General features: G+C 70.1%; 28 protein-coding genes. 13 read left to right on the forward strand and 15 right to left on the reverse strand.

The window, feature by feature from the left end; all coding sequences use genetic code 11:
- Positions 1 to 5: 5 nt before the first annotated feature.
- On the reverse strand, positions 6 to 527 hold the full coding sequence (locus Q0D57_RS02700) for a MarR family transcriptional regulator (protein WP_291037707.1): 522 nt from the start codon (positions 525 to 527) through the stop codon (positions 6 to 8).
- Between the two features lie 99 nt (positions 528 to 626).
- Between Q0D57_RS02700 and Q0D57_RS02705 the strand changes: the two genes are divergently transcribed.
- The 3 genes from Q0D57_RS02705 to Q0D57_RS02715 all read left to right on the forward strand — a co-directional run bounded on the left by Q0D57_RS02705 (position 627) and on the right by Q0D57_RS02715 (position 4,929).
- On the forward strand, positions 627 to 1,565 hold the full coding sequence (locus Q0D57_RS02705; protein ID WP_291037710.1) for an NADP-dependent oxidoreductase: 939 nt from the start codon (positions 627 to 629) through the stop codon (positions 1,563 to 1,565).
- A 122-nt stretch (positions 1,566 to 1,687) separates the two neighbouring features.
- A complete protein-coding gene (locus Q0D57_RS02710; RefSeq protein ID WP_291037713.1) occupies positions 1,688 to 2,440 on the forward strand; it encodes an NAD(P)H-binding protein in 753 nt (250 codons plus the stop codon).
- 149 nt (positions 2,441 to 2,589) lie between these two features.
- Positions 2,590 to 4,929 carry a CocE/NonD family hydrolase gene (locus tag Q0D57_RS02715; RefSeq protein ID WP_291037716.1) on the forward strand — a complete coding sequence of 780 codons (2,340 nt, stop codon included), beginning with the start codon at positions 2,590 to 2,592 and terminating at the stop codon, positions 4,927 to 4,929.
- Between the two features lie 13 nt (positions 4,930 to 4,942).
- On the opposite strand, the gene Q0D57_RS02720 is transcribed toward Q0D57_RS02715, so the two are convergent.
- From Q0D57_RS02720 to Q0D57_RS02730, 3 genes are all read right to left on the reverse strand, one after another.
- A complete protein-coding gene (locus tag Q0D57_RS02720) occupies positions 4,943 to 6,559 on the reverse strand; it encodes a hypothetical protein (RefSeq protein WP_291037719.1) in 1,617 nt (538 codons plus the stop codon).
- A 70-nt stretch (positions 6,560 to 6,629) separates the two neighbouring features.
- Entirely contained in the window at positions 6,630 to 6,896 is a 267-nt protein-coding gene (locus Q0D57_RS02725; RefSeq protein ID WP_291037723.1) for a hypothetical protein, read from the reverse strand.
- Entirely contained in the window at positions 6,893 to 7,711 is an 819-nt protein-coding gene (locus Q0D57_RS02730; protein ID WP_291037726.1) for a DUF2599 domain-containing protein, read from the reverse strand. Before Q0D57_RS02730 ends, Q0D57_RS02725 begins: the two co-directional genes overlap by 4 nt.
- 308 nt (positions 7,712 to 8,019) lie before the next feature.
- Here Q0D57_RS02730 and Q0D57_RS02735 point away from each other — a divergent pair, with 308 nt between their 5' ends.
- Genes Q0D57_RS02735 through Q0D57_RS02745 form a run of 3 tightly spaced genes read left to right on the forward strand, consistent with a single transcriptional unit; the run spans position 8,020 to position 10,016 of the window.
- Positions 8,020 to 9,123 carry an LLM class flavin-dependent oxidoreductase gene (locus Q0D57_RS02735; RefSeq protein WP_291037729.1) on the forward strand — a complete coding sequence of 368 codons (1,104 nt, stop codon included), beginning with the start codon at positions 8,020 to 8,022 and terminating at the stop codon, positions 9,121 to 9,123.
- Entirely contained in the window at positions 9,116 to 9,847 is a 732-nt protein-coding gene (locus Q0D57_RS02740) for an NAD(P)-binding domain-containing protein (protein ID WP_291037732.1), read from the forward strand. Before Q0D57_RS02735 ends, Q0D57_RS02740 begins: the two co-directional genes overlap by 8 nt.
- A gap of 13 nt (positions 9,848 to 9,860) precedes the next feature.
- Positions 9,861 to 10,016, forward strand: a complete 156-nt coding sequence (locus Q0D57_RS02745; RefSeq protein WP_291037736.1) for a hypothetical protein — start codon at positions 9,861 to 9,863, stop codon at positions 10,014 to 10,016.
- 29 nt (positions 10,017 to 10,045) lie between these two features.
- Here the strand turns inward: Q0D57_RS02745 and Q0D57_RS02750 are convergent, their stop codons facing one another.
- Both Q0D57_RS02750 and nirD read right to left on the reverse strand, forming a co-directional pair.
- Entirely contained in the window at positions 10,046 to 10,825 is a 780-nt protein-coding gene (locus tag Q0D57_RS02750) for a CbiX/SirB N-terminal domain-containing protein (protein WP_291037738.1), read from the reverse strand.
- Positions 10,822 to 11,202, reverse strand: coding sequence for a nitrite reductase small subunit NirD (gene nirD, locus Q0D57_RS02755; protein ID WP_291037742.1), 381 nt, complete (start codon positions 11,200 to 11,202; stop codon positions 10,822 to 10,824). The genes Q0D57_RS02750 and nirD overlap by 4 nt, the downstream gene beginning before the upstream one ends.
- A 177-nt stretch (positions 11,203 to 11,379) precedes the next feature.
- On the opposite strand from nirD, the gene nirB reads away from it, so the two are divergent.
- Genes nirB through Q0D57_RS02770 form a run of 3 tightly spaced genes read left to right on the forward strand, consistent with a single transcriptional unit; the run spans position 11,380 to position 16,044 of the window.
- The gene (gene nirB / locus Q0D57_RS02760; protein WP_291037745.1) at positions 11,380 to 14,052 is read left to right on the forward strand and encodes a nitrite reductase large subunit NirB; all 2,673 of its coding nucleotides are present in this window, start codon (positions 11,380 to 11,382) and stop codon (positions 14,050 to 14,052) included.
- The gene (gene cobA / locus Q0D57_RS02765) at positions 14,049 to 14,876 is read left to right on the forward strand and encodes a uroporphyrinogen-III C-methyltransferase (RefSeq protein WP_291037748.1); all 828 of its coding nucleotides are present in this window, start codon (positions 14,049 to 14,051) and stop codon (positions 14,874 to 14,876) included. The genes nirB and cobA overlap by 4 nt, the downstream gene beginning before the upstream one ends.
- 1 nt (position 14,877) lies before the next feature.
- Complete coding sequence (locus Q0D57_RS02770) at positions 14,878 to 16,044, forward strand: uroporphyrinogen-III synthase (RefSeq protein ID WP_291037751.1); 1,167 nt, start codon at positions 14,878 to 14,880, stop codon at positions 16,042 to 16,044.
- Positions 16,045 to 16,060: 16 nt separating this feature from the next.
- Here Q0D57_RS02770 and Q0D57_RS02775 read toward each other — a convergent pair whose 3' ends face one another.
- From Q0D57_RS02775 to Q0D57_RS02795, 5 genes are all read right to left on the reverse strand, one after another.
- The gene (locus Q0D57_RS02775; protein ID WP_291037754.1) at positions 16,061 to 17,056 is read right to left on the reverse strand and encodes a formate/nitrite transporter family protein; all 996 of its coding nucleotides are present in this window, start codon (positions 17,054 to 17,056) and stop codon (positions 16,061 to 16,063) included.
- Positions 17,057 to 17,220: 164 nt separating this feature from the next.
- On the reverse strand, positions 17,221 to 18,897 hold the full coding sequence (locus Q0D57_RS02780) for a hypothetical protein (RefSeq protein ID WP_291037757.1): 1,677 nt from the start codon (positions 18,895 to 18,897) through the stop codon (positions 17,221 to 17,223).
- Positions 18,894 to 19,508, reverse strand: coding sequence for a sigma-70 family RNA polymerase sigma factor (locus Q0D57_RS02785; RefSeq protein ID WP_291037760.1), 615 nt, complete (start codon positions 19,506 to 19,508; stop codon positions 18,894 to 18,896). Before Q0D57_RS02785 ends, Q0D57_RS02780 begins: the two co-directional genes overlap by 4 nt.
- A 111-nt stretch (positions 19,509 to 19,619) precedes the next feature.
- Entirely contained in the window at positions 19,620 to 20,198 is a 579-nt protein-coding gene (locus Q0D57_RS02790) for a PIN domain-containing protein (protein ID WP_291037763.1), read from the reverse strand.
- 24 nt (positions 20,199 to 20,222) lie between these two features.
- Positions 20,223 to 20,681 (reverse strand): helix-turn-helix domain-containing protein, encoded by a 459-nt coding sequence (locus Q0D57_RS02795; protein WP_291037766.1) that lies wholly within the window; start codon positions 20,679 to 20,681, stop codon positions 20,223 to 20,225.
- A 257-nt stretch (positions 20,682 to 20,938) separates the two neighbouring features.
- Between Q0D57_RS02795 and Q0D57_RS02800 the strand changes: the two genes are divergently transcribed.
- From Q0D57_RS02800 to Q0D57_RS02810, 3 genes are all read left to right on the forward strand, one after another.
- Positions 20,939 to 21,460 (forward strand): hypothetical protein, encoded by a 522-nt coding sequence (locus Q0D57_RS02800; RefSeq protein ID WP_291037769.1) that lies wholly within the window; start codon positions 20,939 to 20,941, stop codon positions 21,458 to 21,460.
- Positions 21,461 to 21,668: 208 nt separating this feature from the next.
- Entirely contained in the window at positions 21,669 to 22,178 is a 510-nt protein-coding gene (locus tag Q0D57_RS02805) for a hypothetical protein (protein ID WP_291037772.1), read from the forward strand.
- An 11-nt stretch (positions 22,179 to 22,189) separates the two neighbouring features.
- Positions 22,190 to 22,432: a hypothetical protein gene (locus tag Q0D57_RS02810; protein WP_291037775.1), complete on the forward strand. Its 243-nt coding sequence runs from the start codon at positions 22,190 to 22,192 to the stop codon at positions 22,430 to 22,432.
- A gap of 12 nt (positions 22,433 to 22,444) precedes the next feature.
- Here the strand turns inward: Q0D57_RS02810 and Q0D57_RS02815 are convergent, their stop codons facing one another.
- Positions 22,445 to 22,822 (reverse strand): hypothetical protein, encoded by a 378-nt coding sequence (locus Q0D57_RS02815; RefSeq protein WP_291037778.1) that lies wholly within the window; start codon positions 22,820 to 22,822, stop codon positions 22,445 to 22,447.
- 105 nt (positions 22,823 to 22,927) lie between these two features.
- Here Q0D57_RS02815 and Q0D57_RS02820 point away from each other — a divergent pair, with 105 nt between their 5' ends.
- Positions 22,928 to 23,137: a hypothetical protein gene (locus Q0D57_RS02820; RefSeq protein WP_291037781.1), complete on the forward strand. Its 210-nt coding sequence runs from the start codon at positions 22,928 to 22,930 to the stop codon at positions 23,135 to 23,137.
- A gap of 96 nt (positions 23,138 to 23,233) precedes the next feature.
- Here the strand turns inward: Q0D57_RS02820 and Q0D57_RS02825 are convergent, their stop codons facing one another.
- The 3 genes from Q0D57_RS02825 to Q0D57_RS02835 are packed head-to-tail and all read right to left on the reverse strand — an operon-like array spanning position 23,234 to position 24,827.
- Positions 23,234 to 23,551 (reverse strand): XRE family transcriptional regulator, encoded by a 318-nt coding sequence (locus Q0D57_RS02825; RefSeq protein WP_291037784.1) that lies wholly within the window; start codon positions 23,549 to 23,551, stop codon positions 23,234 to 23,236.
- Positions 23,544 to 23,900, reverse strand: a complete 357-nt coding sequence (locus Q0D57_RS02830; RefSeq protein ID WP_291037788.1) for a type II toxin-antitoxin system RelE/ParE family toxin — start codon at positions 23,898 to 23,900, stop codon at positions 23,544 to 23,546. Before Q0D57_RS02830 ends, Q0D57_RS02825 begins: the two co-directional genes overlap by 8 nt.
- 33 nt (positions 23,901 to 23,933) lie before the next feature.
- Entirely contained in the window at positions 23,934 to 24,827 is an 894-nt protein-coding gene (locus Q0D57_RS02835) for an AraC family transcriptional regulator (RefSeq protein ID WP_291037791.1), read from the reverse strand.
- Between the last annotated feature and the right edge of the window lie 94 nt (positions 24,828 to 24,921).

Genomic DNA, 24,921 nt, shown 5'->3' on the forward strand with positions numbered 1-24,921 from the left:
GCCGATCACGTGTCGTCGGATGCCCTCCGCACGCCGCTCCGCCGCCGTGGTGCCGCTGAGCGCGGCGGCGTCGACCGCATGTGGTCGCGCACCGCGGTGAGCGAGCGTGCGAGCTCCGCGACGTCGTCGCCGCCGAGCGGGGCGAGGAACAGCTTCTTGAGCACGTCGATGTGCCCCGGGAACACGGTCGCGAGCACGGCCCGCCCGGCCTCCGTGATGGTCACGGTGACGCTCCGCTCGTCGTCGACCGACGGGGCGCGGGTCACGAGCCCCGCCGATTCCAGCAGGCCCGCCTGGTGGGTGAGGCCGCTCCGGCTGTAGACGACCCCGTCGGCGAGGTCGGTCATCCGTTTGCTGCCGGCGGGCGCGTCGCCGAGGGTCGCGAGCAGCTGGAACTGCACGTAGCTGAGCCCTCCCGCCTCCTTGAGCTGCAGCTCGACGGCGTGACGCAACAGGCTGCTCACCTCGATCAGGGCGAAGTAGGCGCCGAGCTCGACGGGGTCGAGGGAGGCGGATTCGTCGGTCATGCACCCATTCTACTTGCTTCGACATCGAAGCAATGTTATGGTCGCTGTCAGTTGCTTCGACATCGAAGCATTACCCATACAAACGAGAGCGAGAAGAACATGAAGGCCGCACGATTCCACCAGCACGGCACCCCCGACGTCCTGCAGATCGAGGACGTGGAGATCCCCGTCCCGGCCGCCGGCGAGGTGCGCATCCGCGTCGCCGCATCGGCGTTCAGCCCGGCCGACAACGGCATCCGCGCCGGCTTCCTCCCCATCCCCGTGACGCTCCCCCACACCCCGGGCTACGACGTCGCCGGCACGATCGACGCCCTGGGCACCGACGCGTCGGCGTTCGCCGTCGGCGACGCGGTCATCGGATTCCTCCCCATGACCGCGCCGGGCGCGGCGGCCGAGTACGTGATCGCGCCGGAGTCGGTCCTGGTCGCGGCGCCGACGAGCATCCCGCTGGTCGACGCGGCGGCCATCCCCTCGGTCGCCCTCACCGCCTGGCAGTCCCTCTTCGACGAGGCCGGGCTCGAGCAGGGCCGGCGCGTGCTCATCGTGGGCGCGGGAGGAGCGGTCGGCGGCTTCGCGGTGCAGTTCGCGAAGCAGGCCGGCGCGCACGTCATCGCCACCGCGAGCCCCCGCAGCAGCCGGAGCGTCCGCGACGCGGGCGCCGACGAGGTCATCGACCACACCGCTTCCACAGTGCTCGAGGCCGTCACCGAACCTATCGACGTGCTGCTGAACCTCGCGCCGATCGACGCTCAGGAGTTCGAGGCGCTCGTCGGCCGGGTGCGCGACGGTGGCGTGGTCGTGAGCACCACCGCGTGGATGCCGGCCCCGGACGACGCCTCGCGGGGCGTGCGCTCGGTGGTGGTCTACGTGCGGAGCGACACCGCCCAGCTGGCCCGCATCGTGTCGCTCGTCGACAGCGGCGCCGTGCGGGTGGAGGTCGCCCGCCGGGTGCCGCTCACCGTGCTCGCGGCCGTGCACGCCGAGGCGGCCGCGGGCACCCTCCGCGGCAAGGTCGTCGTGCTGCCGACCGCCGAGTGAGGCCGGGGGCTCTCACCCCGCCAGGAGAGCACGACCGGCCTCGGGACCACGACCGGCCTCGGGATCACGACCGGCCACGGTAGCGTGGCACTGCCCGCGCCCCCTCGAGAAGGAACCGCCTCATGAAGATCGCCGTCGCCGGAGGAACCGGCACCGTGGGCCGCCATGTCGTGGAGGTCGCCCGCGCGCGGGGTCACGAGGCCGTCGTGCTCTCCCGCTCGTCGGGCGTCGACCTGACGAACGGGGCCGGGATCGCCGCCGCCCTCGCCGGTGTGGACGTCGTGATCGACACCGCCTCCACCGCCACGCAGTCGGCCGACGAGTCGAGGGCGTTCTTCGGGGCGGTGACCACGAACCTGCTCACGGCGGAGGAGCAGGCCGGGGTCGCGCACCACGTCGCGCTCTCGATCGTGGGCAGCGACCGGGCGCCGTTCGGCTACTACGCCGGGAAGGCCGAGCAGGAGCGGCTCGTGCGGGCCGGCCGGGTGCCGTGGACGATCCTCCGCGCCACCCAGTTCCACGAGTTCGCCGCGCAGATCCTCGGGCAGGTGCGGGTGGGGCCGGTCAGCCTCGTGCCGAAGATGCTGTCGCAGCCGGTCGCCGCCCGCGAGGTCGCCGAGCGGCTCGTCGAGCTCGCCGAGAGCGGCCCGGCGGGTCTCACCACCGACCTCGCCGGGCCCGAGGTGCTCCGCATGCGCGACCTGGTGCGCGCCTACGCGGCGGCGACCGGCGTGACCGGCCCGATCCTCGAGCTGCCCCTCCCGGGCGGTTTCGGCAAGGCGCTCCGCGACGGCACGATCCTGGCAGGCCCCGGTGCCGACCGCGGCACGCAGACCTTCGCCGAGTGGATCGCGGAGCTCGCGACGCGGCCGTAGAACCGGCGCACCACGAGGATCTACGTCGCTTCCGGCCGATCCCAGCCGCTCACCCCGATCCGGGTGCCCGCCGCCGCTAGCATCGCGGTGACGGATCGAGATCGGTGGCGAGACGGGGACGGCCTCGCACCGGAGCACCAGGGGGCATCATGTCGGCATTCAGGCGCGCAACGGGCTGGGGGGTCGCCGCGGCGATCGTGGCGGTGTCGCTCTCGGCGGGACCGGCGTTCGCGGAGGCGGCTGCACCCGCGCCGGCACCCGCATCCGCACCCGCGCCGGCATCCGCATCCGCACCCGCACCCACCGACCTCGCCACCGGCGTCACCCACGCCCAGAACCCGAGCGTGCCCGAGGCCGCCGCCTGGACCGAGCACTACTTCCCCTCCTCGGCCCCCTCGAACAACGGCGACCCCGTCGAGCTCCACGCCGACGTGCTCCGCCCCGCCGGTCTCGCGCCCGACGCGAAGACCCCGGTCATCATGTCGATCGGCCCCTACTTCTCGCACTCGGGCATGAACTCCGACACGCATCCGCTGCACACCGGCCCGTCGGGCCGCTTCACCGACCTCATCGACGGCGCGAAGCTCATGGAGCGCGGCTACACCTTCGTCTACGTCGACCTCCGCGGCTTCGGCGGCAGCACGGGCTGCACCGACTGGCTCGGCACCGGCGAGCAGGCCGACGTCGTGAGCGCGATCGAGTGGGCGGCCGCGCAGCCCTGGTCGACGGGCTCGGTGGGTCTCTACGGCAAGTCCTACGACGGATCGACCGGACTCGCGGGCATCAACGAGCAGCCAGAGGCCCTGAAGGCGGTCGTGGCGCAGGAGCCGGCCTGGAGCGGCTACGACTACCTCGTGACGAACGAGGTGCCGCGCACGAACCAGGTCGACACGCCGCTGGCGTACATCGACATCGCGGCCCTCCCCGGCGTCGACCACGCCTATCAGCAGGACGGCTACGACATCCCCGCCGACACCACCCGCTACCTCGAGAACGCGGCCTACGAGAAGACGCATCCGGAGTGCGCCGAGACCCTGAAGACAGGAGCCCTCGCGATCGATCGCGCGAGCGACTTCTGGGTCGATCGCGACGCGCCCTCGCACGTGGACGGCTCGACCGTGCCGCTGATGTTCACGCAGGGCCTCACCGAGCAGAACACGAAGCCCGAGGGCATGCAGCGCTACCTGGCGAACCACGCGGGCGAGCAGCGCGGCTGGCTGGGGCCGTGGGATCACGTGCGCGGCAACGAGGTCGATGCCGAGGGTCGCCTGCAGATGGGCCGGGCCGGCTGGTTCGACGAGGTCACCGCGTTCTACGACGCGCACCTCGTGGAGCAGACGACCGAGATCGCGACCGGCTTCGTGATCCAGGACAACTTCGGGCAGTGGCGCGTGCAGGAGACCTGGGGCACCACCGCGAAGACAGCGGTCGTGCCGCTCCAGCCCGGCCGCTACCTCGACACGGGGCGCGGAATGGTCGACGGTGACGACGACGGCGGTGACGGCGACGGCGGTGACGGCGACGGCGGCGGCGAGCCCGGCGCGAATCCGAGCCCGAACCCGCTGCTGGCGTTCGCCGACGGCGAGGACGTCGACGCCCCCACCTCGACCGACGACTCGCTCGGCGTCCTCTCGGTCTCGCACCCCGTGCGCGCCGACACGCGACTCACGGGCACTCCGGCCGTCGAACTGCACACGCAGGGTGCAGGCAACGCGTCGATCCAGCTGTGGGATGTCGCTCCCGACCGTGCGAACGCGGTCACGATCAACAGCACCGTGGCGAAGCTCTCCGCCGACGGTGTCACGCACTTCACGATGCTCGGCACCGACTGGACGCTGAAGGCCGGGCACCGCCTCGCCGTGACGGTCGGCACCATCGACTGGGGCTACTGGGTGCCCGAGCCGAGCGATGCCGAGGTGGTCGTCACGGGAGGCTCGGTGAGCATCGCCGTCGAGGCGACCACGGCGGACGTCGCCACCGAGGGCGCCCGCGCCCCCTACCTCGACGAGTACCTCCGCTACTTCACCTCGGACAAGCCGTTCCCCGACTCCCCCGAGACCTTCACCCTGAGCGCCGCCCTCGGCACGGATGCCACGACGGTCGCGACCGGTTCGTCGTTCGTCGTGCGCGGGGCGGGTTACGATCCGGGTGCGCCGGTGGCGCTCACCTGGCAGGGCGAGCCGCTCGCCGTGTCGACGACGGATGCGACGGGCGCGTTCACCGCAACCGTCCCCGTCTCCGCGTCGGCGGCTCCCGGGGTGGCGACGGTGACGGCGGTGGCGGAGGACGGCGGGACGTCGTCGCTCGAGGTCGCGGTGGTGGCGGCTGTCGTGCCGGTGGGTTCCGGGTCCGTCCCTGCATCACTCGCCGCCACCGGTCTTCCCGCGGAGGGTGCCTGGACGACCGTGACGGGCGCGGGACTGGCCCTGCTCGCGGGCCTCGCGCTCGCGCTGCTCCGCCAACGTCGGTCTCAGCCCACCGTGGGCTGACGCCGGGTGCGGGTCAGGGCCGTCGCCTCGGCGAGGTGATGTCGCCGAGGAACTCCTCGAACGACGGGAAGAGCTTCTCGCGGGACACCCGTTCGGCCTCGACACCGATGCGCAGCACGTCGTGGAGCGGCAGCGCGTCCGCGTCGAGCCGTGCGCGCGCCTTCGCGACGTGCTCGAACGGCGATCCGGCACCGGAGGCCTCCCGCGAGATCGCCATCGCCGCTTCGAGCGGCTCGAGGTCGACGAGCACGTCCTGCGCCCCGAGCACGCCCGAGACGTCGGGGGCGGCCACGGCGATCTGGGTGGGAGTCGGCACGGGCAGCACGCGCACCTGGTTCGACAGGGCCTCGGTCTCGCCGTGCTCGTTCGTGGCGCGCACGGCGATCCGGCCGCTCTGCCGGGCGGTGAACCGTTCGGTCACCACGCGGCCGCCGACCTCGCGGGTGATGTCGGCGCGACCGGGCAGTTCGATGGTGAGCTGGCGGGCGCCGGCGAGGCTGACGTCGAGTCGCACCTCGTCGCCCTCGGCCACGAGGGCGGGGCTCACGACGACGCTCCGGATGACGGGGGGCGCGAGATTCTCCACGATCACGCCGCGCAGGTACTGGTACCACTCGGCGGCGCTCGGCCGCTTGGCAGGTTCGTCGCGGAGGGCGTCGGCGAGCATGAGCTGCCCGACCGTGTCGAGCACGCCGAGCACGCGGCCGGCGTCGCGGCTGCGCTCGAGTCCGTCGCCGGAGGGGGCGAGCACGCGGAGGATCAGCAGCCCGAGCTTGTAGCGGTCGCTCGCGACGGTCTGCACGGAGGGGGCGCGGGAGATGTCGGCTGTGGCGTCATCCGCGGCCTCTGATCTCTCGAGAGTCTCGGGCGCGGCCCATCCGGCGCTGTTCCGCTGCAGCACGCGGTCGGCCTCGAAGGCGGCGCCTTCGCACCCCACCACGAAGGCCTGGGCGATGTCGCCGGCGCCGCCGGTGCGGCCGGTGCCGCCGGTGCTGGCGCTGGAGCCGCCGCTGCGGTCCCCGGCGCTGTAGAGCACCGACCGCTCCGACAGATCCCCGAACACGATCCCGCTCCGATGCAGCCTCTCGAGCAGCACGCACACCCGCGCGAGCACGGTGCACCGTGCCACGAGGTCGCGCTCTCCCACGCTCCCGGCGCCCACGCGCCGAGCGCGTTTCGGGGCGGACACGAGCCACCGGGCGTTCCGCGTCGCCTTCCCCACACCGTCGCTCTCGCCGTCGTCGACGGTGGCGACGAAGTAGAACGGATGCGCCGCGAGCGGCACGAGGCACCCCACGACGTCGCCGCCCTCGTTCGCGACCCCGGCCAGCGGCCACGCGGCGACCCCGTCCAGCACGTCCCGCTGCCTTTCGTCGAGCCCCGCTCGCCAGGCGGCGAGCTTCGCGACCTGCTCCGGATGCCAGTGCGCGGCCACCCCTTCCCGCTCTCGCACGAACGCCAGCCCCCCGTGATACCCGGGCACGGTGAACGCCTCGACCCGCTCCACCTCGGTCGAGCGCCCGCCCCCGATCCGCGTCCGCGCCCCGAGGTCCCCCTCCAGCACGACCCGGAACGCACTGCCGGGATTCGCCCTACCGGGGTTCGCACTGCCGGGGTTCGCACTGCTCACGATGGGCGCAGCCGACGCTCTCTCCACACCAGGGTTCTCCGACACGAGGAGCGAAACTACCCCATCCCCCTCAGCGTTCCCTGGAGCGTCGGGACTTCTCCACTCCAGCCTCGTGAGCCACTCCATAAAGCACCACCCACGCGATCCCTGCGAGTAGCGCAGCTGGGACCGCGATGAAGAACACCCACATCGGCCAGAACGGCCCCTCGTCCAACGAGCTCACATCGAGGCCGAGATAGCCCCCGACGACGACGTAGACGAGGTCTGCCACCGCCACGAGCGCGAGACTGACAGCAGCCCATCCGACGCCCCGCCTGACTCCCCTCATGATCGTCAAGGGTTGCAGCGAACCCAGGGATTCAACTGAGCACCCCAGGCCACTCCCGGGCGCCAGCTCTCCATGTTGTACGTGTCGGGCTCGAAGTAATTGCCGGCCACGTGGCACAGGAACTGCTGTTCGACCGTGTAGTTGACGCGGTACGCCTGTGATCCGAGCCTCTGCTTCAGTTCGGCAACATGAGCGCCGTGTGTCACGACGCCGTTGAACGTGCGACCCCAGGTGGTTGCAACCGCATTGACCACGTATCCCCTCGGTTCTCCTGTCACCCAGGCCCGGTGCAGGAGGTTCTGACCGGACCAAGGATCCGCCACGATCGGATAGGCGTAGCCATCGTCGTGCTCGACGATCTGTGTGAGCTTCCCTTCCGTCACGACGAAGCGAGTGGGCACGGGTTCACCGGCCGCGTCACGCGCCCAAGGGGACGAAACTCCTCCGAGAACGGAACCGTTCTCCGTCGTCACGACCACCGCTCCCGATTCCGGGTCCACGGTCGTGGTGGTCGATGGCGGCGTCTCCCACACGAAGGGGAACTGGGTCGGTGCTTGCGCGCTCTCGATCACTAGTCCGATCTGCAGGGAGCCGTCATCCTTCGTCAAGGGAACCGCGGAAGCATCCGGCCCGACCTCGGCCGTCGCAAAGCCTCCGAGCTCCGTGATCCGAGAACTCTCCTGAGGCAGCCCGAGTACCAACCGCCCGCGATCCGAGACGAGCGCGAATCTCCGGTTCTCCGCGTCCAATTCGATGGTGGACTGCCCTGATACGAAGGTCGGGTTCGACGGGGTCACTTGCGAGCCCCCGAGATCCTGCAGCATCTCAGGAGCCACCTGACGTAGGGCTGAAACGGGGTCCTGGTTCGTGGCCGGAGCCGCGGCACTCGGTGCAGCAGCACCGCTGACCCCCAAAATCGCAATAAGTCCGATCGAGATTCGCGTGAGGTGCATTTTCGCCCACTTTCGATGAGGTCACGTGACTTTCACGTCCCTGAGAATCAACCATTAAACTGACGAATTCTCAAGCATGCATTGCGGGCAAGAACCTGAGCGCTAAGACCTGCTGCGGAATAGTTGCCGACTTCTTCTAGTTGACACGTCAATAAGAAGCTCGAGCAGAGGAGCACGCCATGCCCACCACCCCCATCGAATTCGGCCTGAACTCCTTCGGCGACGTCCCTACGGACGGCTCCCGCACCCTCTCCGACGCCGAGACCGTGCGCCTGGTCGTCGAGGAGGCGAAGAAGGCCGAGGCGGTCGGGCTCGACGTCTTCAGCCTCGGCGAGCACTACCGCGAGGGCTACGTCGACTCCGCCACCCCGGTGCTCCTCGCCGGCATCGCCACCGCGACCGAGCGCATCCGCCTCGGCACCGCCGTGACCGTGCTCAGCACCAACGACCCCGTGCGCCTCTACAACGAGTTCTCCACCCTCGACGCGCTCTCGAACGGCCGCGCCCAGCTCGTGCTCGGCCGGGCCTCGCAGACCCAGTCGTTCCCGCTCTTCGGCTACAACCTCGAGGACTACGAGACCCTCTTCGAGGAGAAGCTCGACCTCTTCATGAAGCTCCAGCGCGAGATGCCCGTGACCTGGGAGGGCACCGTGCGGGCACCCCTCGTCGAGCAGACCCTGCACCCCACCATGCGCCCGGGCGGCATCCCCACCTGGATCGGCGTCGGCGGCAGCCCCAACTCGGTCATCCGCGCCGCCCGCTACGGCCTCCCCCTCATGCTCGCCATCATCGGCGGCGAGCCCCACCGCTTCGCCGGCCACGTCGACCTCTACCACCGCGCCCTCGACCAGTTCGGCCTGCCGCGGCAGCCCGTCGGCCAGCACGCCCTCGGCCTCATCGCCGACACCGACGAGGAGGCCGCCGAGACCTGGTGGCACTCCTGGCAGCCCCTCATCACGATGATGGGACGCGAGCGCGGCTTCTACCCGCCCACCCGCGAACGCTACGAGCTCGAACTCGCGACCGGCGCGCTCTTCGTGGGCTCACCCGAGACCGTCGCGCAGAAGATCGTGCGCATGACCAAGGAGCTCCAGATCAGCCGCTTCGACCTCAAGTACGACATCGGCGGCCTCCCGGTCGACGCCCGCGCCCGCACCATCGAGCTCTTCGGCACGAAGGTCGCCCCGCGCGTGCGCGAGCTCCTCGCCGCCGAGGGCGATGAGCCACAGCACGACGAGCACGCCTCCCACGACCTGTACCGGATCGGATCGACCCATGCCTGAGGCCCAGCCCACGCCAGCCCTCCCCACGATCGGCATCCTCGGCGCCGGCAAGGTCGGCACGGTCCTCAGCCGCCTCCTCCTCGCCGCCGGCTACCGGGTCCTCATCGCCGGCTCCGGCAGCCCCACGAAGATCGCCCTCATCATCGACGTCCTCGCCCCCGGCGCGGTGCCGCTGTCGGCGGATGAGGTCGCCCGCGACGCCGATATCGTCATCCTCGCCCTCCCCCTCGGCAAGTACCGCAGCATCCCCGCCGAGCAGCTCGCCGGCAAGCTCGTGATCGACGCCATGAACTACTGGTGGGAGATCGACGGCCACCGCGCCGACCTCAGCGACCCCCGCACCTCCACGAGCGAGCTCATCCAGTCCTTCCTCCCCGACTCCCGCGTGGTGAAGGCCTTCAACCACATGGGCTACCACGACCTCGACGAGGGCCCCCGCCCCGAGGGCACCCCCGGCCGCAAGGCGATCGGCATCGCGGGAGACTACGACGCCGACCTCACCGCCGCCGCCGCTCTCGTGAACGCGGCCGGCTTCGATCCGGTGCGCGTCGGCACCCTCCGCGACAGCATCCTCCTCGAGCCGGGCAGCGAGCTCTTCGGCGCCAACCTCCCGGCCGAGGGCGTGCAGGATGCCGCCACCCGCTTCCCCGAGACGGCCCGCGGCCGCGAGGTGGCCGCCGCCCGCGCCGACGCAGACGAGGACGAGGACGAGGACGCAGCCTGATCGCCTCGCGCTCGTGACCACGCTCTATCTCTACGCCAAGAACGGCTATTGGAACACGACCGACATCGAAGCGGAGTACGAGTTCATGCTCGCCGTGGCCTCGAACGAGATCGAGTCCATCGACGACATCGCAGCGTGGCTGGGCGCGCGCTTCCGGGTGTCGGAATGAACGAGGCAGCAGGTGCGGTGTGGCTGCGCCTACTTACCGACACTCATGGTCGCCTGCGCTGAGATCGCAGTGCTCGCCGACACGATCGCGAGCGACCAGCTGCGCCGCTGAGCGAGAAACCGGTCGACCACGATGTCGACGAGCTCCGGAGCCGGCGGCTCCACGCCGTCCAGCAGGGGCGAGGTGGTGAGGTCACCGCCCGCCGCAATCACCCGGTCCGAGAAGTGCCCGGGCGCGAGGTGGTAGTTCGCCACGACGACCCGCCCGCCCGGCAGCAGCTCGCGCCGGGCCGCCGCCACCGCGGACCGCAGCTCGGGCTGCGCCGCCGAGACGAAGCCGAGCGTGACCGGGTTGCCGATCTGCGCGGCCAGGAGTCGTCGCATCCGCTCGCAGTCGGCCACCGCCCGCGGATCGGTCGACCCGGCCGCGGCGAGCACCACGCTGTCGGCCGGCGCGAGACCCGCCTCGGCGAGACGCCGGGCCAGCAGCTCCGCGAGCCGCACGTCGGGCCCGAGCGCCGGCGTGGCCGCGGCGGGGATGCGCAGACGCGCCTCGGCGACGGCCTCGGCGAGATCGACGTAGACGTGGAAGCCGGCCGAGAGCAGCAGCGGCACCACGATCGCCGCGGAGTCGTCGGCGATGGCGTCGAGCGTGGTGCCGACATCCGGTTGCTGCACATCGACGTGGCAGCCGTGCACCCCCACCCGCGGCAGCGCCTCAGCGACGGCGGCCACGAGCTGCGCGACCGCGGCCTGGCCGAGCGGCGACGACGTGCCGTGCGAGGCGAGCACGAGCTGCGGCGTGGTCACACCTCCACCTCGATGAACCCGCCCACGATGCGCGTGCGGAAGGTGCCGAGCGCGAGCTCCGGGTGACTGAAGCACTCCCCGGTGCCGAGGTCGTAGACCTGCTTGTGCAGGGGTGACGCGATGGTGGGGCGGTCGCCCTTCGAGCCGACGATGCCGCGGGCCATCACGTAGGAGCCGGTCACCGGATCCCGGTGCTCGACCGCGTAGACCTCGCGCGGCGAGAGCAGCACGAGGGCGATCTGCTTCGCCCGGAGCAGCACGGCTTCGCCCCACGAGGGCTCGAGGTCGCCGACCCGGCAGGCACGCTGCCAGCCGGTCGCCGACGCGTCGGGCTCCGCGGGTTCGATGGCCGTGCTTCGTTCGATCACCAGGCTCATGGCATCTCTCCTTCGTCTCCTCCGACGCTAGGAACCGGATGTTTCGCCCGCCGCAGCCTCGTGTTTCGAGTGCGTGAAACCTCCCTCACAGCCGTTGACGACCGGCGTGCGGTCGATGTAATCGGCTGTTACACGGGGGTAATCGCGATGAAACCGCCCGTACCTAGGCTCGGCCCCATGACGTCGACTCCTTCCTCCTCCCGCCGCCGTGTCGTCGTGATCGGCGGGGGTCCGGCCGCGCACCGGCTCGTCGACTCGCTGCTGGCGCGCGACGGCGGCCGCACCGTCGAGCTCGTGGTCGTGTCCGAGGAGCAGCACCTCCCCTACGACCGAGTGGCCCTCACCCGCCGGCTCGACGACCCGACCGACTCGCTCGTGCTGGAGCCGGCCTCCCACTGGGCCGAGAGCTCGGTGGTGCTGCGCCGGCGCACCCGCGCCGTGTCGCTCGACACCGCCGCCAAGAGCGTCACCCTGGCCGACGGCGAGCGCCTCCCCTACGACCAGCTCGTCCTGGCGACCGGATCGAGCGCCCCCGTCCCGACCATCCCCGGCAGCGAGCACGTGCGCGTCTACCGCACCATCGACGACGTGGATGCGCTCCGCGCCGAGGTGGCCGCCTTGACCGAGCGGCTCGGCCGGGCGCCCCGCGCCGTGGTGGCGGGCGGCGGCCTGCTCGGCCTCGAAGCCGCCGGCGGGCTGCAGCGGCTCGGTGCCGAGTCGACCGTGGTGCACTCCGGCTCGTGGCTCATGTCGGCACAGCTCGACGAGGGAGCCGGCCAGGCCCTCGGCCGCCTCATCTCGGCCCAGCACATCGCCCTCGAGCTCGGCACCCGCCCGCGCGCCCTCATGGTGGAGCACGGCGCCGTCACGGGAGTCACGCTCACGAACGCCCAGAAGCTCCCGGCCGACCTCGTGGTCTTCGCCATCGGCATCGCCCCGCGCGACGAGCTCGCCCGCGACGCCGGCCTGGAGCTCGGCCCCCGAGGCGGCGTGGCGGTCGACTCTGGATGCCGGTCGAGCCATCCCGACGTCTTCGCCATCGGCGAGGTGGCGTCGGTCGACGGCCGCTGCGTGGGCCTCGTGGCCCCCGCCAACGCGATGGCCGAGACGGTCGCCGACCGGCTGCTGGGCGGCGCCGCCGAGTTCACGACCGTCGACGACGCCACGAAGCTCAAGCTCTCGGGCGTCGAGGTCGCGGCCTTCGGCGATGCGATGGCGACCGGTGAGGGCGCGCTCGAGATCGTCTACGCCGATCCGGCGCGCGGGCTCTACCAGAAGATCGTCGTGAGCGACGACGCGCGCACCCTGCTCGGCGGCATGTTCGTGGGCGATGCGAGCCCGTACTCCTCGCTCCGCCCGTTGGTCGGCCGCACCCTCGACGCGGAGCCCGCCGCCTACCTCTCGGCGGCCGGTGCGGAGCCCCCCGCGGGCGACGGCCTGCCCGACGACGCCCTCATCTGCTCCTGCAACAACGTCACCGCCGGCACCGTGCGCACCGCCGTGCGCGGGGATGACCACACAGAAGGCTGCACCGACCTCGGCGCCCTCAAGGCCTGCACCCGCGCCGGCACCCAGTGCGGCTCGTGCGTGCCCCTGGTCAAGAAGATCCTCGAGACCGAGCTCGAGAAGAGCGGCGTCTCGGTGTCGAGAGCGCTCTGCGAGCACTTCCCGATCTCGCGGCAGGAGCTCTTCGACTCCGTGCGGGTGCTCGAGCTCTCGAGCTTCGACGAGATCGTGGCCCGCTTCGGCACGGGCCGGGGCTGCGACATCTGCAAGCCCGTCGTCGCCTCGGTGCTCGCCAGCCAGCGCGGCGAGTACGTGCTCGATGCCGGTCGCGGGACCCTTCAGGACACGAACGACCGCGCCCTCGCGAACATGCAGAAAGACGGCACCTACTCGGTCGTCCCGCGCATCCCGGGCGGCGAGATCACCCCCGAGAAGCTCGGCGTGATCGCCCGCGTCGCCACCGACTACAAGCTCTACACGAAGATCACCGGCGGCCAGCGGATCGACCTGTTCGGTGCCCGGCTCGAGCAGCTGCCCGAGATCTGGGAGCAGCTCGTCGACGCGGGCTTCGAGTCGGGCCAGGCCTACGGCAAGTCGCTCCGCACGGTGAAGAGCTGCGTCGGATCGACCTGGTGCCGCTTCGGCGTGCAGGACTCGGTGGGCATGGCGGTGCAGCTCGAGCTCCGCTACCGGGGCCTCCGGGCGCCGCACAAGTTCAAGCTCGGGGTCTCCGGATGCGCGCGCGAGTGCGCCGAGGCCCGCGGCAAGGACGTGGGGGTGATCGCGACCGACAAGGGCTGGAACCTCTACGTGGGAGGCAACGGTGGCTTCCAGCCGGCGCACGCCCAGCTGCTCGCGAGCGATCTCGATGACGAGACCCTCATCCGCTACATCGACCGCTACCTCATGTACTACATCCGCACCGCCGACCGGCTGCAGCGCACCGCGCGCTGGATGGACGACCTCGACGGCGGCCTCGACCACGTGCGCGAGGTCGTGGTGGAGGACTCCCTCGGCCTCGCCGACGAGCTCGAGGCCGCGATGGCGACGCACGTCGAGGGCTACGAGGACGAGTGGGCGGCCACCCTCGCCGACCCCGACCGCCTCCGCCGCTTCCGCTCGTTCGTGAACGTTCCGGATGCGGGCGACCCCACGCTCGCCCGCGTGGAGGAGCGCGGCCAGCTGCGCCCCGCCACCGACGCCGAGCGCGCCGCCGGCACCGCTCTCACAGGAGGCGCAACGGGGGGCACGACGGGAGGCACGGTGCTGCTGGCGGGCACCCGCATCCCCGTCGGAAAGCCGACAGATCAGCCATCCGTTTTCCGACCGGAGGAGACCGCATGACCCACGCACGAGCGTCCGAGCCCCACATCGACAGCGGCATCGGCACAGGCACCGGCACAGGCACCGTCGCGATCGTGGGCGGCGGCCCCGGCGATGAGGAGCTGCTCACCCTCGCCGCCGTGCGCGAGCTCGAGCGCGCCGACGTCGTTCTCTACGACCGCCTCGCACCCTACGAGAACCTCCACCGGTTCGCCCCGCACGCCCTTTTGATCGACGTGGGCAAGCGCCCGCACCACCACCCGGTGACCCAGACCGAGATCGAGCAGCTGATGGTCGACCACGCCCTGGCCGGTCGCCGGGTGGTGCGCCTGAAGGGCGGCGATCCGTTCGTCTTCGGCCGCGGTGGCGAGGAGCTGCTGGCCTGCCGCCGTGCGGGCGTGCCGGCCCGGGTGGTGCCGGGCGTCTCGAGCGCGCTGGCCGTGCCCGCGTCGGCGGGCATCCCGCTCACCCACCGCGGTGTCAGCCACGCCTTCACCGTCATCTCGGGCCACGCGCCCCTCACCGAGAGCGAGTTCGAGCACCTCGCGGGTCTCGGCGGCACGATCGTGGTACTCATGGGCATCTCGAACCTGCCCTCCATCACGGCCGGCCTGAGGCGGCACGGGATGCGCGCCGACACCCCGCTCGCGGCCATCGAGCGCGGGTTCAGCCCCAGCTCGCGCACGACGGTGAGCTCGCTCGCCGACATCCTGCACGACTCGCACGCCGTGGGCATCGCGTCGCCCGCGGTGCTCGTGATCGGCGAGGTCGTCGCCGTGGCGCAGGCCGGCGACGACGCCGCGGCCGCCAGGATCGACGCACTCGTGGCCCTGGCCGGCAGCTGACGTGGGCGACGAGACGCAGGCCGGCCGGGCACCTGACCGGGCCCTCGACAGGGCGGATGTGCCCGGGTTCCGGCCCAACCAGCTCAGCGGCTTCCGGATCGGGGTCACGAGCGACCGCCGCTCGCAGGACCTCATCGTCGCGTTCGAGCGCCGCGGCGCCACGGTGGTGCACGCCCCCACGATCCGCATCACGCACTCGCCGCACGACGAGGTGATCATCGCCGACACCCGCGCCATCATCGCCGCGCGCCCCAAGCTCCTGCTCGCGACCACGAGCTACGGCCTCAGGCGCTGGTTCGAGATCGCCGACTCGACGGGCCTCGGTCAGCCCCTGCTCGACACCCTCGAGGCCGCCGACATCCTCGTCCGCGGCCCGAAGGCGCGGGGAGCGATCCGGGCCGCCGACCTCGACGACGCCGGCATGAGCGACGAGGAGACCACGGCGTCACTCGTCTCGAAGGTGCTCGCCGAGCATCCGCCCGGCATCACGGTGGCGGTGCAGCTGCACGGCTCCACCGACGAGCAGCAGCTCGACCGCCTGCGCGACGCGGGCTACACCGTGCTGACGGTGGCGCCGTACCAGTGGTCGGCGCCCAAGAACGACGACCACCGGGTGACCCGTCTGATCGACGCGATCTGCGCCGGGCAGCTCGACTGCGTCACCTTCACGAGCGCTCCGGCCGTCGACGCGCTCCTCAACGCCGCCGAGGTGCTCGGGCAGCTGGAGCCCGTGCTCGAGGCCTTCCGCGGCCCGGTCGTGGCGGCGGTGGTCGGCCCGGTCACGGCGGCTCCGCTGATCGCCCTCGGCGTGCAGCCCATCCAGCCGCAGCGCTTCCGCATGGGGGCGCTCATCCGCCTCGTCTGCGAGTGGCTCGAGCAGAACCAGGTGGCCCGCGTCGACACCAGGCACGGCCTCGTCGAGCTCCGCGGCAGCACGGCCTCGGTGAACGGGGAGGCCGTCACCCTGCCGCCCACCGCGCTCGCCCTGCTGCGCTCGCTCATGGCGGCCGAGGGGGCCGTGGTGTCGCGGGCCGTCCTGGCCGAGACGCTCGCGGCCGGTGGCGACGAGCACGCCCTCGAGATGGCCCTCAGCCGTCTGCGCCAGGCGCTCCCGGATCCGAAGATCGTGGCGACCGTGGTGAAGCGGGGCTACCGTCTCGACGTGTAGCCCCGCCCCACCCCCGTCACTCGGCGGCGAGTGCTGCATCGTTCGTGAGCACCGCATCCTGTGACCGCACGACCTGTCGGCGACGCGAGGCGACGGGGCGACGGATGCCGGTGGTGGCTGTGCCCGAAGCCGCCTGGCCCGAGGCTGCCTGTCCTGAGGCTGCCTGGGCAGTCTGCTTGGCGGCGGCGATCAGTCGGCGGTCGGTCGGCCGGCGCGGGGCCTTCGTGCGGGCGTAGGTGAGGTAGAGCGGGATGGCCGTGAACACGAGTCCGCCCACGAGGTTGCCGAGCACGGTGGGGATCTCGTTCCAGATCAGGTAGTCGGCCACGGTGAAGTCGCCCCCGAGCAGGATGCCCGCCGGGAACAGGAACATGTTCACGATCGAGTGCTCGAACCCCATGAAGAAGAACAGCATGATCGGCATCCACATGGCGATGACCTTGCCGGGCACGTCCTTCGCGATCATCGACATCGCGATGCCGGTCGACACCATCCAGTTGCACAGCACGCCCCGGATGAAGAGCGTGAGCATGCCCGCGGCGCCGTGCTCGGCGTACCCGACGGTGCGGCCCTCGCCGATGTGCCCGATGGCCTCGCCCACCTCGTTCGGCGGCACGGAGAACCCGTAGGTCACCACGATCGCCATGAGCAGCGCCACGGTGAACGCTCCGATGAAGTTGCCCACGAACACGAGCCCCCAGTTGCGGAGGATGCCGCCGATGGTGACCCCGGGCCGCTTGTCGAGCCAGGCGAGTGGCCCGAGCACGAACACGCCGGTGAGCAGGTCGTAGCCGAGCAGGTAGAGCATGATGAATCCGACCGGGAACAGCAGCGCTCCGAGGAGCGGGACCCCGGTGGTGACGCTCACGGTGATGGCGAACGCGGCGGCGATGGTGAGCAGCGCGCCGCCCATGATGGAGCGGACGATGGTGTCGCGGGTCGACAGGAAGATCTTCGTCTCCCCCGCGTCGATCATGGTCGAGACGAGCTCGACGGGCTTGACGTAGGACATGGAACGGCCTCCCCATTCGACGTGCAGCGGACCCCGCTCTCGGCGGGTGCCTCCGACGCTATGCGCCGGCCGTTTCACCCCCGTGTCGTCCCGTGTGCGGTTGCGTTACCGTTCTCTCACGCGGGCGCCCGGGCGGTGTGAGGCGGGCGAACCGCCGACCCGCCTCACCCGATACCGATCCCGAACATCTGCCCGTCCGAGAGCCCGACGACGTACCCGCCGGCCAGCACCCACCGCTCATCCGACGCGATCGGAAGCGTCCACAGCTCCTGCCCCGTCACCGCATCGAACGCCGTGGCCGTGCCGGCTGCCGGAACGATCCCGTCGAACGAGCTCTGCCCTCCGGTGCCGGCCCCGCCGGCGAACTCGTAGGCGACCGCCGACCCCAGCTCGCCGGCATGCAGTCGACCACCGAGGTCGACGGGCGCCCCCGTGGCGTAGTCGAACGCGCACCGCTTGTAGGGCTCGAGCAGCACTCCGTCGGGCTGCAGGGTGAAGATCGCCGAGCTGCGGTCGACGTTCTGCGGGTCCACGTCGCACGCCGCGGCATCCGCGACCCACTTCGTCTCACCGGTCAGGCCGTCCACGAGCTCCAGTCGATCGCCCGACGTGATGAGGGCCAGGTCGCTGCCATCGCTCAGCGCGATCGCGGCAGGCTTCCCTCCGGGTGGGTCGACCCGTCCGACCACGATTCCGGATGCGTCCTCCCGGCTCCAGAACTCGTTGCCGGCGTCGTCGATTCCCGCGATGGCCGTCGGAATGACGTGCGGAGTCGCTCCAGACGTCCGAAGCGTGAAGCCGTCGAAGTAGGTGTAGGAGCGCCGGTCCACCCCCGCCGCCATCGGGATCCCGGTGTCGACGTCGAGCACGTCGTTGGACCACGTGCCGTCGTCGTTCTGGAAAGGAACGTTCACGATCGAACTCGAGTTGCCGATCGGGAGGTAGCCCGCCACGACGTCGGCCTCGAGCTCGTACGACCATCTCGAGCCGCCCAGGTCGAGCGGATCCGCGCGCCTCACCGACCACGTCCCGGTCTCCTGGCCGCCGGCATCGACCCTCGGCGCCGCGTAGATCACGTCTCCGGAGTCTCCGGTGAGGGGGTACACCTCGCCCACGTCCAACCCTTCCGGCGTCGACGCGGTGCCGAGGGTCTCGCCCGTGGCGAGGTCGAGCACCTCTCCGGTCCCGGCCAGCGTGTCCCAGAGAAGGATCCGCCCGGATGTGCCGAGCAGGCTCGCCGCCGTCGAGGTGTCCGACGGTTCCCAACTCCACTCCCTGCTCCACAGGATGGAGCCTGCGGCGGTGTCCACGAGCGACACCCCGAGCCGGTTCGCCGACACGTCGCAGTGCTCCGCCGACATGTCGCTCGCCCAGAGTCCCTGCTGCACGAGGGCGAACCCGTCGGAGACATCGATCACCGTCGTGAAGGAGCAGCCGGGCGCCCCGCCCAGCACCGGCAGGTCGACCGACCACAGCGGCGACGACGGTGGCGTCGACACCAGGTCGTGGGGCAGGATGCGGTCGCCGGTGACGACGAGCGGATGCGCGGGTGCCGCCGGCGCAGGCGGGCTCGCCTCGGTGGGCGTGGGCGTGGGCGACGGCACCTCGGGCGCCGAGGTCGTCTCGACGGGCGCCGGCGCCCCCACATCGAACAGCGTCCCACCGGTCACCGCCACGGCCACCGCGGTGCCACCGAACGTCAGCCCGATTGCCGCGAGCACCGTCGCCAGCGCCACGCGCAGGTGCACGCGGCGGGCCCGCTCGGGTTCGGCGTCCACCGTCTGGATGAGCATGCTGCGGATGGCCGCGCTGTGCTCCGGATCGAATCGCGACTCGTTCACTTCCCACCTCCTGCAGTGCTCATGGTCAGGTTCTCTTCGCCGTTCTCGCCGTTCTCGCCGTTCAGCTCGGCCAGGCGCTTCTTCGCCCTCGACAGTCGCGACTTCACGGTGCCGTCGGGCACCCCGAGCGCGGCAGCGGCCTGCGCCTGGGTGAGCCCCTCGATCACGCAGAGGGTGATCACGTCCTGATCCGCCTTCGACAACCGGGCGAACGCCTGCCGCACGCGGGCGTCGCGGGCCTCCTGGTCGATCCGCTCGTCGACGGAGTCGGCGTGGTCGGGCTGCTCCTCGCGCCACGAGGGCTTCGGCAGCCGCGACAACGCGGCGCGATACCGCCGTTTGCTGCGCTCGAGGTTCCGCACCACGTTGTTCGTCGTCACCAGCAGCCAGGCGACCACCGACCCGTCGACGACCCGCACGGATGCGCGCTTCCGCCACGCCTCGAGGAACACGAGCGCCGTCACGTCCTCCGCGTCATGCGGCTCCCGCATCAGCCGAAGAGCCTGCCCGAACACCCGATCCCGATGCCGATCGTAGATCGAGGCGAACGCCGCGGAGTCGCCCGCGCACGCGGCCGTCCACGTCGCCGCCTCCTGCTTTTCCGTCCCCATACCCTCTACTGTCCGCTCGCCCCGCAGGTGTTCCATCCTGCCTGCCGCCCGCTCGACGGCAGAATCTGCGGCTGCGACGGGTGCCGGGAACCGGGCGGCGGATGCGTTCGGTCAGGAATCGGAGATCACGTGGAGATGCTCCCGCACCCTCTCGGAGAGGCCTCGACAGCCTGCGTCATCGAGCGCCTCAGCGACTCCTTTCACCGGGCGCCCCAGATCGTTCCTGCTGCTCCAGTACGCCAGTTGCTTCACCACGACCCGCCGAACCATCGCTGGAGCGCCGTCGTCAAGGAGCAGGAAGAAGGCATCGGGCTCGAACAGCTCGTAACGAAGCCTCCCCGGGTCGCCGAAGTCTCGGCCGTTCGACGTCAGGAGCACATGGGCTCCCGCTGCGATTGCGGCGGCATGCACGTGGCGGTCGGCGGGGTCGACACCCGTGAACTCCACGGTGGCGTCGTAGTCCGTCAGGAGTTCGTCGAGATTTGCGACGAGCTGCTGATGGAGGGCGTGGGTCACCGCGCCGCTCACCTCGGGTTTCGCACGGCGCACGGCCCGCACGACCTCGACGACGACGTCGATCGTCGAGTGGACCTGGAACATGTCGCGTGTCTCGTTGCGCAGCAGGAACAGCCAGTCCCTCGTGGTTCGGCTGTAGAGAACGTTGCTGTCGACGAACACACGTTGGAGCACCCGGCAATATTAGATGAGTTTTGATCAGCGAGTCGGATCGGTGCCCGCGTCGTCGATCTCGTCGGCGACCTCCCGCAGCGCCGCGAACGATGCCGCGCGTCGCTCGTCGCGCACCTCCCTGAGTTCGAGCACGTCGCTGGTCGCGAGACGTGTATGCGACCCGACCTTCCTGGAAGGGATCGCCCCCGAGGCAACGAGCTTCATCAGAGTCGGACGAGAGATTCCGAGCAGCTCAGCCGCCACCGTCGTCGTGACCTCGCGAGGAAGCGCCGTGACGGAGACCGGGCCCTGAATCATCCGCTCCAGGATTCCCATGAGGAAGTTCCCGAGATCGGCACCGACCTCCACACGCCTCCCGTCACTCAAGACAACGGTCAGCCCTGCGAGAGCACGATCGTGCACCTCGACCACCGCTGTCGTCGCCTGAGCACGAAGATCGTCATCGACAAGGACGGTTCCGTTCGCGAGAAGGTTGGCGGGCACCGGAGGCTCCAATGATCGGGATCGCGCAGCTTCGTCGGCGCAGGGCAAGCGTACGTTGTTGCAGATATAAGTGCAACAAATCCTGGACGGTCATTCGCAGGCCAGACCGCTACCGAGTCAGGGATCGCCCCCCTTGACCTCCGGAGCGCGCACCTGCGCGCCGACGCTTGCCCGGCGCCGGGGAGATCATTGCTGAACATAGCTCACTAACATAGGCTGAACGGCATCAGGGGGCTTCCGCTATCGAAGGGTCGACAATGATCGCATTCCCCCGCGCCCGGTCCGCGCGCATCCGCCTGAGCGTCGAAGGAGCTGTCGCCATCACCTGCGCCGCGCTTCTCTTCGCGCCATCAGCCGCCTCCGCGAGCTCACTGATCGACAGCGCCGTAGAGCCACCGACGCAGGTCGAACCGATCGACCCGAACGACCCCGTCATCCACAGCGACGGCACCATCACCGGCGGCGACAACGAGATCCTCGGCACCGACCGCTGCGGCAGCACGGCATCGTTCCCGCCACTCGGTGTCTACGGCCCCGTCTCGCAAGCGACCTGCTCCTATCTCGGCTCTCCCGGCGCGCAGGCGGGCTACACCTGGTCGATCGCGCCGTTCTCCCGGTCTCAGGCCTGCGTCTCCGGCCTCGGGTACAACGCCGCCAAGTCACCCGTCTACTTCGGTGTCGGATGCGGCAAGACCGGAGCGAAGAACGTGTCGTGGGGAAACGTGGCCGGCTACCAGAAGCTCTGGCCTATGCCACCGGTCTCCTCACGGGCGGCATGATCGCTTGGCACTGACGCCGTCAGGCAGGCGGGTAGCCGCGGCGAGTCTTCTCTTCGCCGCGGCGCTCGTCTCCTCCTCGTGCTCCGCGGCTCCGCAAGAGCCCGCAGCGACACTCGACCCCCTGACGCCCCAGGTCGCGTCCCTGACCGGATCACTCGAGTGCGCGATCACGTACCCGCTCTTCGACGACGTCTACCATGAGGCATCGATGCGGGGCGAGATCTGCATGGGGAGCGACGGCGCCATCACTCAGCTGCGCGTCTACTCATCCGATCTCGCGGCACGCGCCGCACTGCAGGACTGGTCCCTCGACGCAGCGAGCCAGTGGCTGCTCCTCGGGAACAGCTGGTTCGCCATCGGCCCCCGCGCGCAGATCGATTCCGTTTCGGAGAGTTCCGGCCAGGAATTGATTCCGACGCAGACCCTTCCCCACCTGCCGCCGGACTTCAAGCCGAACCCCATCGATGACTGCGTTCAGTTCGTCAGCAGCACAGCCAACACGTTTCTCACCGATCGCTCGTCATTTGACACGGACCGTGCCTCCCTCGACCAGGTCGTGCCCGGAGTCACCTCGATGATCGAGATCCTCCTGCACGACCCCGACACGGCGACCTTGCGCAGCCTGTCCCCCGACGACCTGTCCTTCGAATCCGAGTTCTCTCGCCTCGGCCCCGCCATCAAGACGTCTTGTCGCGATGAGCAATCCGACACCGAATGATTGGAGCCCACATGCCCCCACGCCTCACCGCCCGCCAGTTGTTCATCACAGGCATCGTGTTGACGGCCGCGGGTGCGACCCTCGCGCTCATCACCGACGGCTGGCTCACCCTGATCTTCACGTCAGCCGACCTCCCGTTCGCCATCGCCGGCACGATAGCCACCCTCGTCAGGGAGATCACGATGACACTCGGGTTGGTCTTGATCGGTGTCTCGACGCTCTCTCGCGTGATCCACGAGCGTGAACGCGACTGAGGGTTCGGGCGGTCAGGCCATCCTGTTCACGTGCCGCGACGTGGAAGGACGCCCGAACCATATCCACAGGGGGCGAGCCGTGACCACGATGAGCACCGCGAACAAGCTCTGATTGATGACCCCGATGACCGAGAGTCCCCCGATCAGAACGAAGACGGTCCAGTTCACCGCGATGTCGGCGAGGATCACGGCGGCGCCCAGCACGATGCCGGGGCGCTGTCGGAAGATGATCAGCGCAGCGGTCACCGGATCCAGGATCGTCACTGACACCCAGAAGAGCCGGACGCCGGTGGGGAAGCCGCTGTAGGCGTGCGATCCGCCGAGGATCAGATCCGCGATGTGGGTGGTCGTCCCCACGAGGAAGCCGATCACCCACAGAACTTGGAACACTCTCAGCGTCCGTGCTGATGCGGCGAGAGCGATCACCTGCTCCTGCCACTGAGCCGGCACGCCCAGAGGGCGACGGATCCGCCTGGGACGAGTAGCGTGACCCCCATGAACAGCAGAGCCGGGCGCACGACGCTCATCATCGTCGGTGTCGTCGCCCTGCTTTTCGGAGCCCTCTTCGCCGGCCAGGGCGCCAACCTCATCCCGGGAAGCTCCATGACCGGCGACCGCACCTGGCTCTACATCGGCCTGGCCCTCGCGGTGGTCGGCATCGTGCTGCTCGTGCTCGGGGCACGACGTCGCAGGGACAATCGATAACGCGTCGATCGGCCGAGTAGCGCCGCTCTCACCGTCTACCACCCCATCGGCACGCGCTGAGTCGAACATCTTCCCGGCGCGCTGCCAGCCAAACCCTCAGCTGGCGAGAGTGAAGGTGCGGTCTCCGAAGTCGGCTACTACTCGAACGTGTCCACCGAGCGCTGCGACGTAGTTCTTGATCGTGTCGAGCTCGAATGACTCGAGCTGCCCGCGCTCGATAGCCGACACCCGCCGCTGCGACACACCCATGGTCTTGCTGAGCTCGGACTGGGTCAACGAGGCTTCCTTGCGCAGCGTCACAAGCTGATAGGCGAGCACCTCAGCCTCAGCAGCGATGCGTGCAGCAGCGACGCGCTCCGGGTCGCGATCGAGTTTCGCGCGAGTGCTCTTCCAACTCACAGGCTTCTCAGTCATCGTCTTCACTCCCCTGCCATTCATGAAATCGTTCTTCTGCGGTCTTGATCGCTGGCGGATACCAGCCTTTCCAATCCCCACGCTTGTCGCCCATCACCAGGAGAATCCCGCGACTCCTCTGGTCGAACACGAACAGGATTCGCATTGAGTCCGCTCGCAGTTCCTTCATGTTGTGGATCGAGCTGCCCTTGACTCGATCGACGATGGGTCGACCGAGGGCGGGGCCGTGTTCAGCGAGCATGTCGATGCGAGCTGTGATCTCGTCACAGAGATCAGGATCCGAGTCAGTCAGAGCCAGGATCTGCGCCTCAACGTCGGGCCAAAGGCGGATATCCCAGTCGTCCTCCACATCGGTAAGTCTAGAACACTGGGGTTCTAAAGACTAGTCCCGCCCCGCCCCCCGAAGCGCAGCAGCATCCTCGCTGGGCGAAGCCCCGAACTCCCGCCGGTACTCCCGACTGAACTGCGACGGGCTCTCGTACCCCACGGCATAAGCCACAGCCCCGATTGCCCCAGGATCGGCGAGAAGCCGCAACCGAGCCTCCTGCAGCCGGATGCTCTTCTGATACTGGATCGGGCTCATCGACGTCACCGCCTGAAAAGCCCGATGGAACGCCGACGGGCTCATCCTGGCGAGCTCGGCCAGCTCGTCCACCCGCAGCGACTCCGCGAAGTGCTCCCGCATCCACCGCACCACGTGCCGCACCCGGCTGAGGCTGCTGTCGGCGAGCCCGAGCTGCCGTACGGTCGCCCCCTGCTCCCCCGACATGATCAGCCACAGGATCTCCCGCTCGATCATCGGCGCCAGCACCGGGATGTCCCGCGGGTGCTCGAGCAGCCGAAGCATCCGCAGCACGGCATCGAGCAGCCGCACCGAGGTCTCACCGACCGCGATCGCCGACGGCGACGACCCCCGCGCCGCCCGAGGGAACTCCCCCGCCGCCGCCGTGAGCATCAGCTCCGCGATCACCGCAGGCCGCAGCTCCAGCCCGAACCCCAACGCCGGATGCGACGGCGTCGCGTCGGTGAAGTGGCCGGAGACGGGCAGGTCCACGGAGGCGACCAGGTACTGCCCGGCCCCGTAGTCGTGCACCGTCCCCCCGACCGAGATCCGCTTGGTCCCCTGCGCCACGACCGCGAGGATCGTGCCCGTCGTCGACTCGTCCTGCGACCCGCCGTCGTCCATCCGCGACACGAGCACCCCCGGGATGGCGGTCTCCGTGATACCGCCCGGCGCGTGCTGCGCCACGAGCGTGCGGAACTCCTCGAATGACATGAGACGAGTGAACCAGCAACCCGGCCCGAGGTCATCCATTTCTGGCAACCGCGGCAGTTCTGTGCAAGGAGTCGACCGGATTCCCCTAACCCGT

This window comes from Herbiconiux sp. (assembly GCF_023264895.1).
In the GTDB taxonomy this organism is placed as follows: domain Bacteria; phylum Actinomycetota; class Actinomycetes; order Actinomycetales; family Microbacteriaceae; genus Herbiconiux.

Bases quoted from the DNA above. Each gene is read 5' to 3' on its own strand.
- Q0D57_RS02805 (WP_291037772.1), top strand. From the start codon at position 21,669: ATGCGGGGCGAGATCTGCATGGGGAGCGACGGCGCCATCACTCAGCTG.
- Q0D57_RS02705 (WP_291037710.1), top strand. From the start codon at position 627: ATGAAGGCCGCACGATTCCACCAGCACGGCACCCCCGACGTCCTGCAG.
- cobA (WP_291037748.1), top strand. From the start codon at position 14,049: ATGACCCACGCACGAGCGTCCGAGCCCCACATCGACAGCGGCATCGGC.
- Q0D57_RS02730 (WP_291037726.1), bottom strand. From the start codon at position 7,711: ATGCTGCAGGATCTCGGGGGCTCGCAAGTGACCCCGTCGAACCCGACC.
- Q0D57_RS02715 (WP_291037716.1), top strand. From the start codon at position 2,590: ATGTCGGCATTCAGGCGCGCAACGGGCTGGGGGGTCGCCGCGGCGATC.
- nirD (WP_291037742.1), bottom strand. From the start codon at position 11,202: ATGAGCCTGGTGATCGAACGAAGCACGGCCATCGAACCCGCGGAGCCC.
- Q0D57_RS02810 (WP_291037775.1), top strand. From the start codon at position 22,190: ATGCCCCCACGCCTCACCGCCCGCCAGTTGTTCATCACAGGCATCGTG.
- Q0D57_RS02700 (WP_291037707.1), bottom strand. From the start codon at position 527: ATGACCGACGAATCCGCCTCCCTCGACCCCGTCGAGCTCGGCGCCTAC.
- Q0D57_RS02820 (WP_291037781.1), top strand. From the start codon at position 22,928: ATGAACAGCAGAGCCGGGCGCACGACGCTCATCATCGTCGGTGTCGTC.
- Q0D57_RS02710 (WP_291037713.1), top strand. From the start codon at position 1,688: ATGAAGATCGCCGTCGCCGGAGGAACCGGCACCGTGGGCCGCCATGTC.
- Q0D57_RS02835 (WP_291037791.1), bottom strand. From the start codon at position 24,827: ATGTCATTCGAGGAGTTCCGCACGCTCGTGGCGCAGCACGCGCCGGGC.
- Q0D57_RS02775 (WP_291037754.1), bottom strand. From the start codon at position 17,056: ATGTCCTACGTCAAGCCCGTCGAGCTCGTCTCGACCATGATCGACGCG.
- Q0D57_RS02825 (WP_291037784.1), bottom strand. From the start codon at position 23,551: ATGACTGAGAAGCCTGTGAGTTGGAAGAGCACTCGCGCGAAACTCGAT.
- Q0D57_RS02800 (WP_291037769.1), top strand. From the start codon at position 20,939: ATGATCGCATTCCCCCGCGCCCGGTCCGCGCGCATCCGCCTGAGCGTC.
- Q0D57_RS02740 (WP_291037732.1), top strand. From the start codon at position 9,116: ATGCCTGAGGCCCAGCCCACGCCAGCCCTCCCCACGATCGGCATCCTC.
- Q0D57_RS02785 (WP_291037760.1), bottom strand. From the start codon at position 19,508: ATGGGGACGGAAAAGCAGGAGGCGGCGACGTGGACGGCCGCGTGCGCG.
- Q0D57_RS02735 (WP_291037729.1), top strand. From the start codon at position 8,020: ATGCCCACCACCCCCATCGAATTCGGCCTGAACTCCTTCGGCGACGTC.
- nirB (WP_291037745.1), top strand. From the start codon at position 11,380: ATGACGTCGACTCCTTCCTCCTCCCGCCGCCGTGTCGTCGTGATCGGC.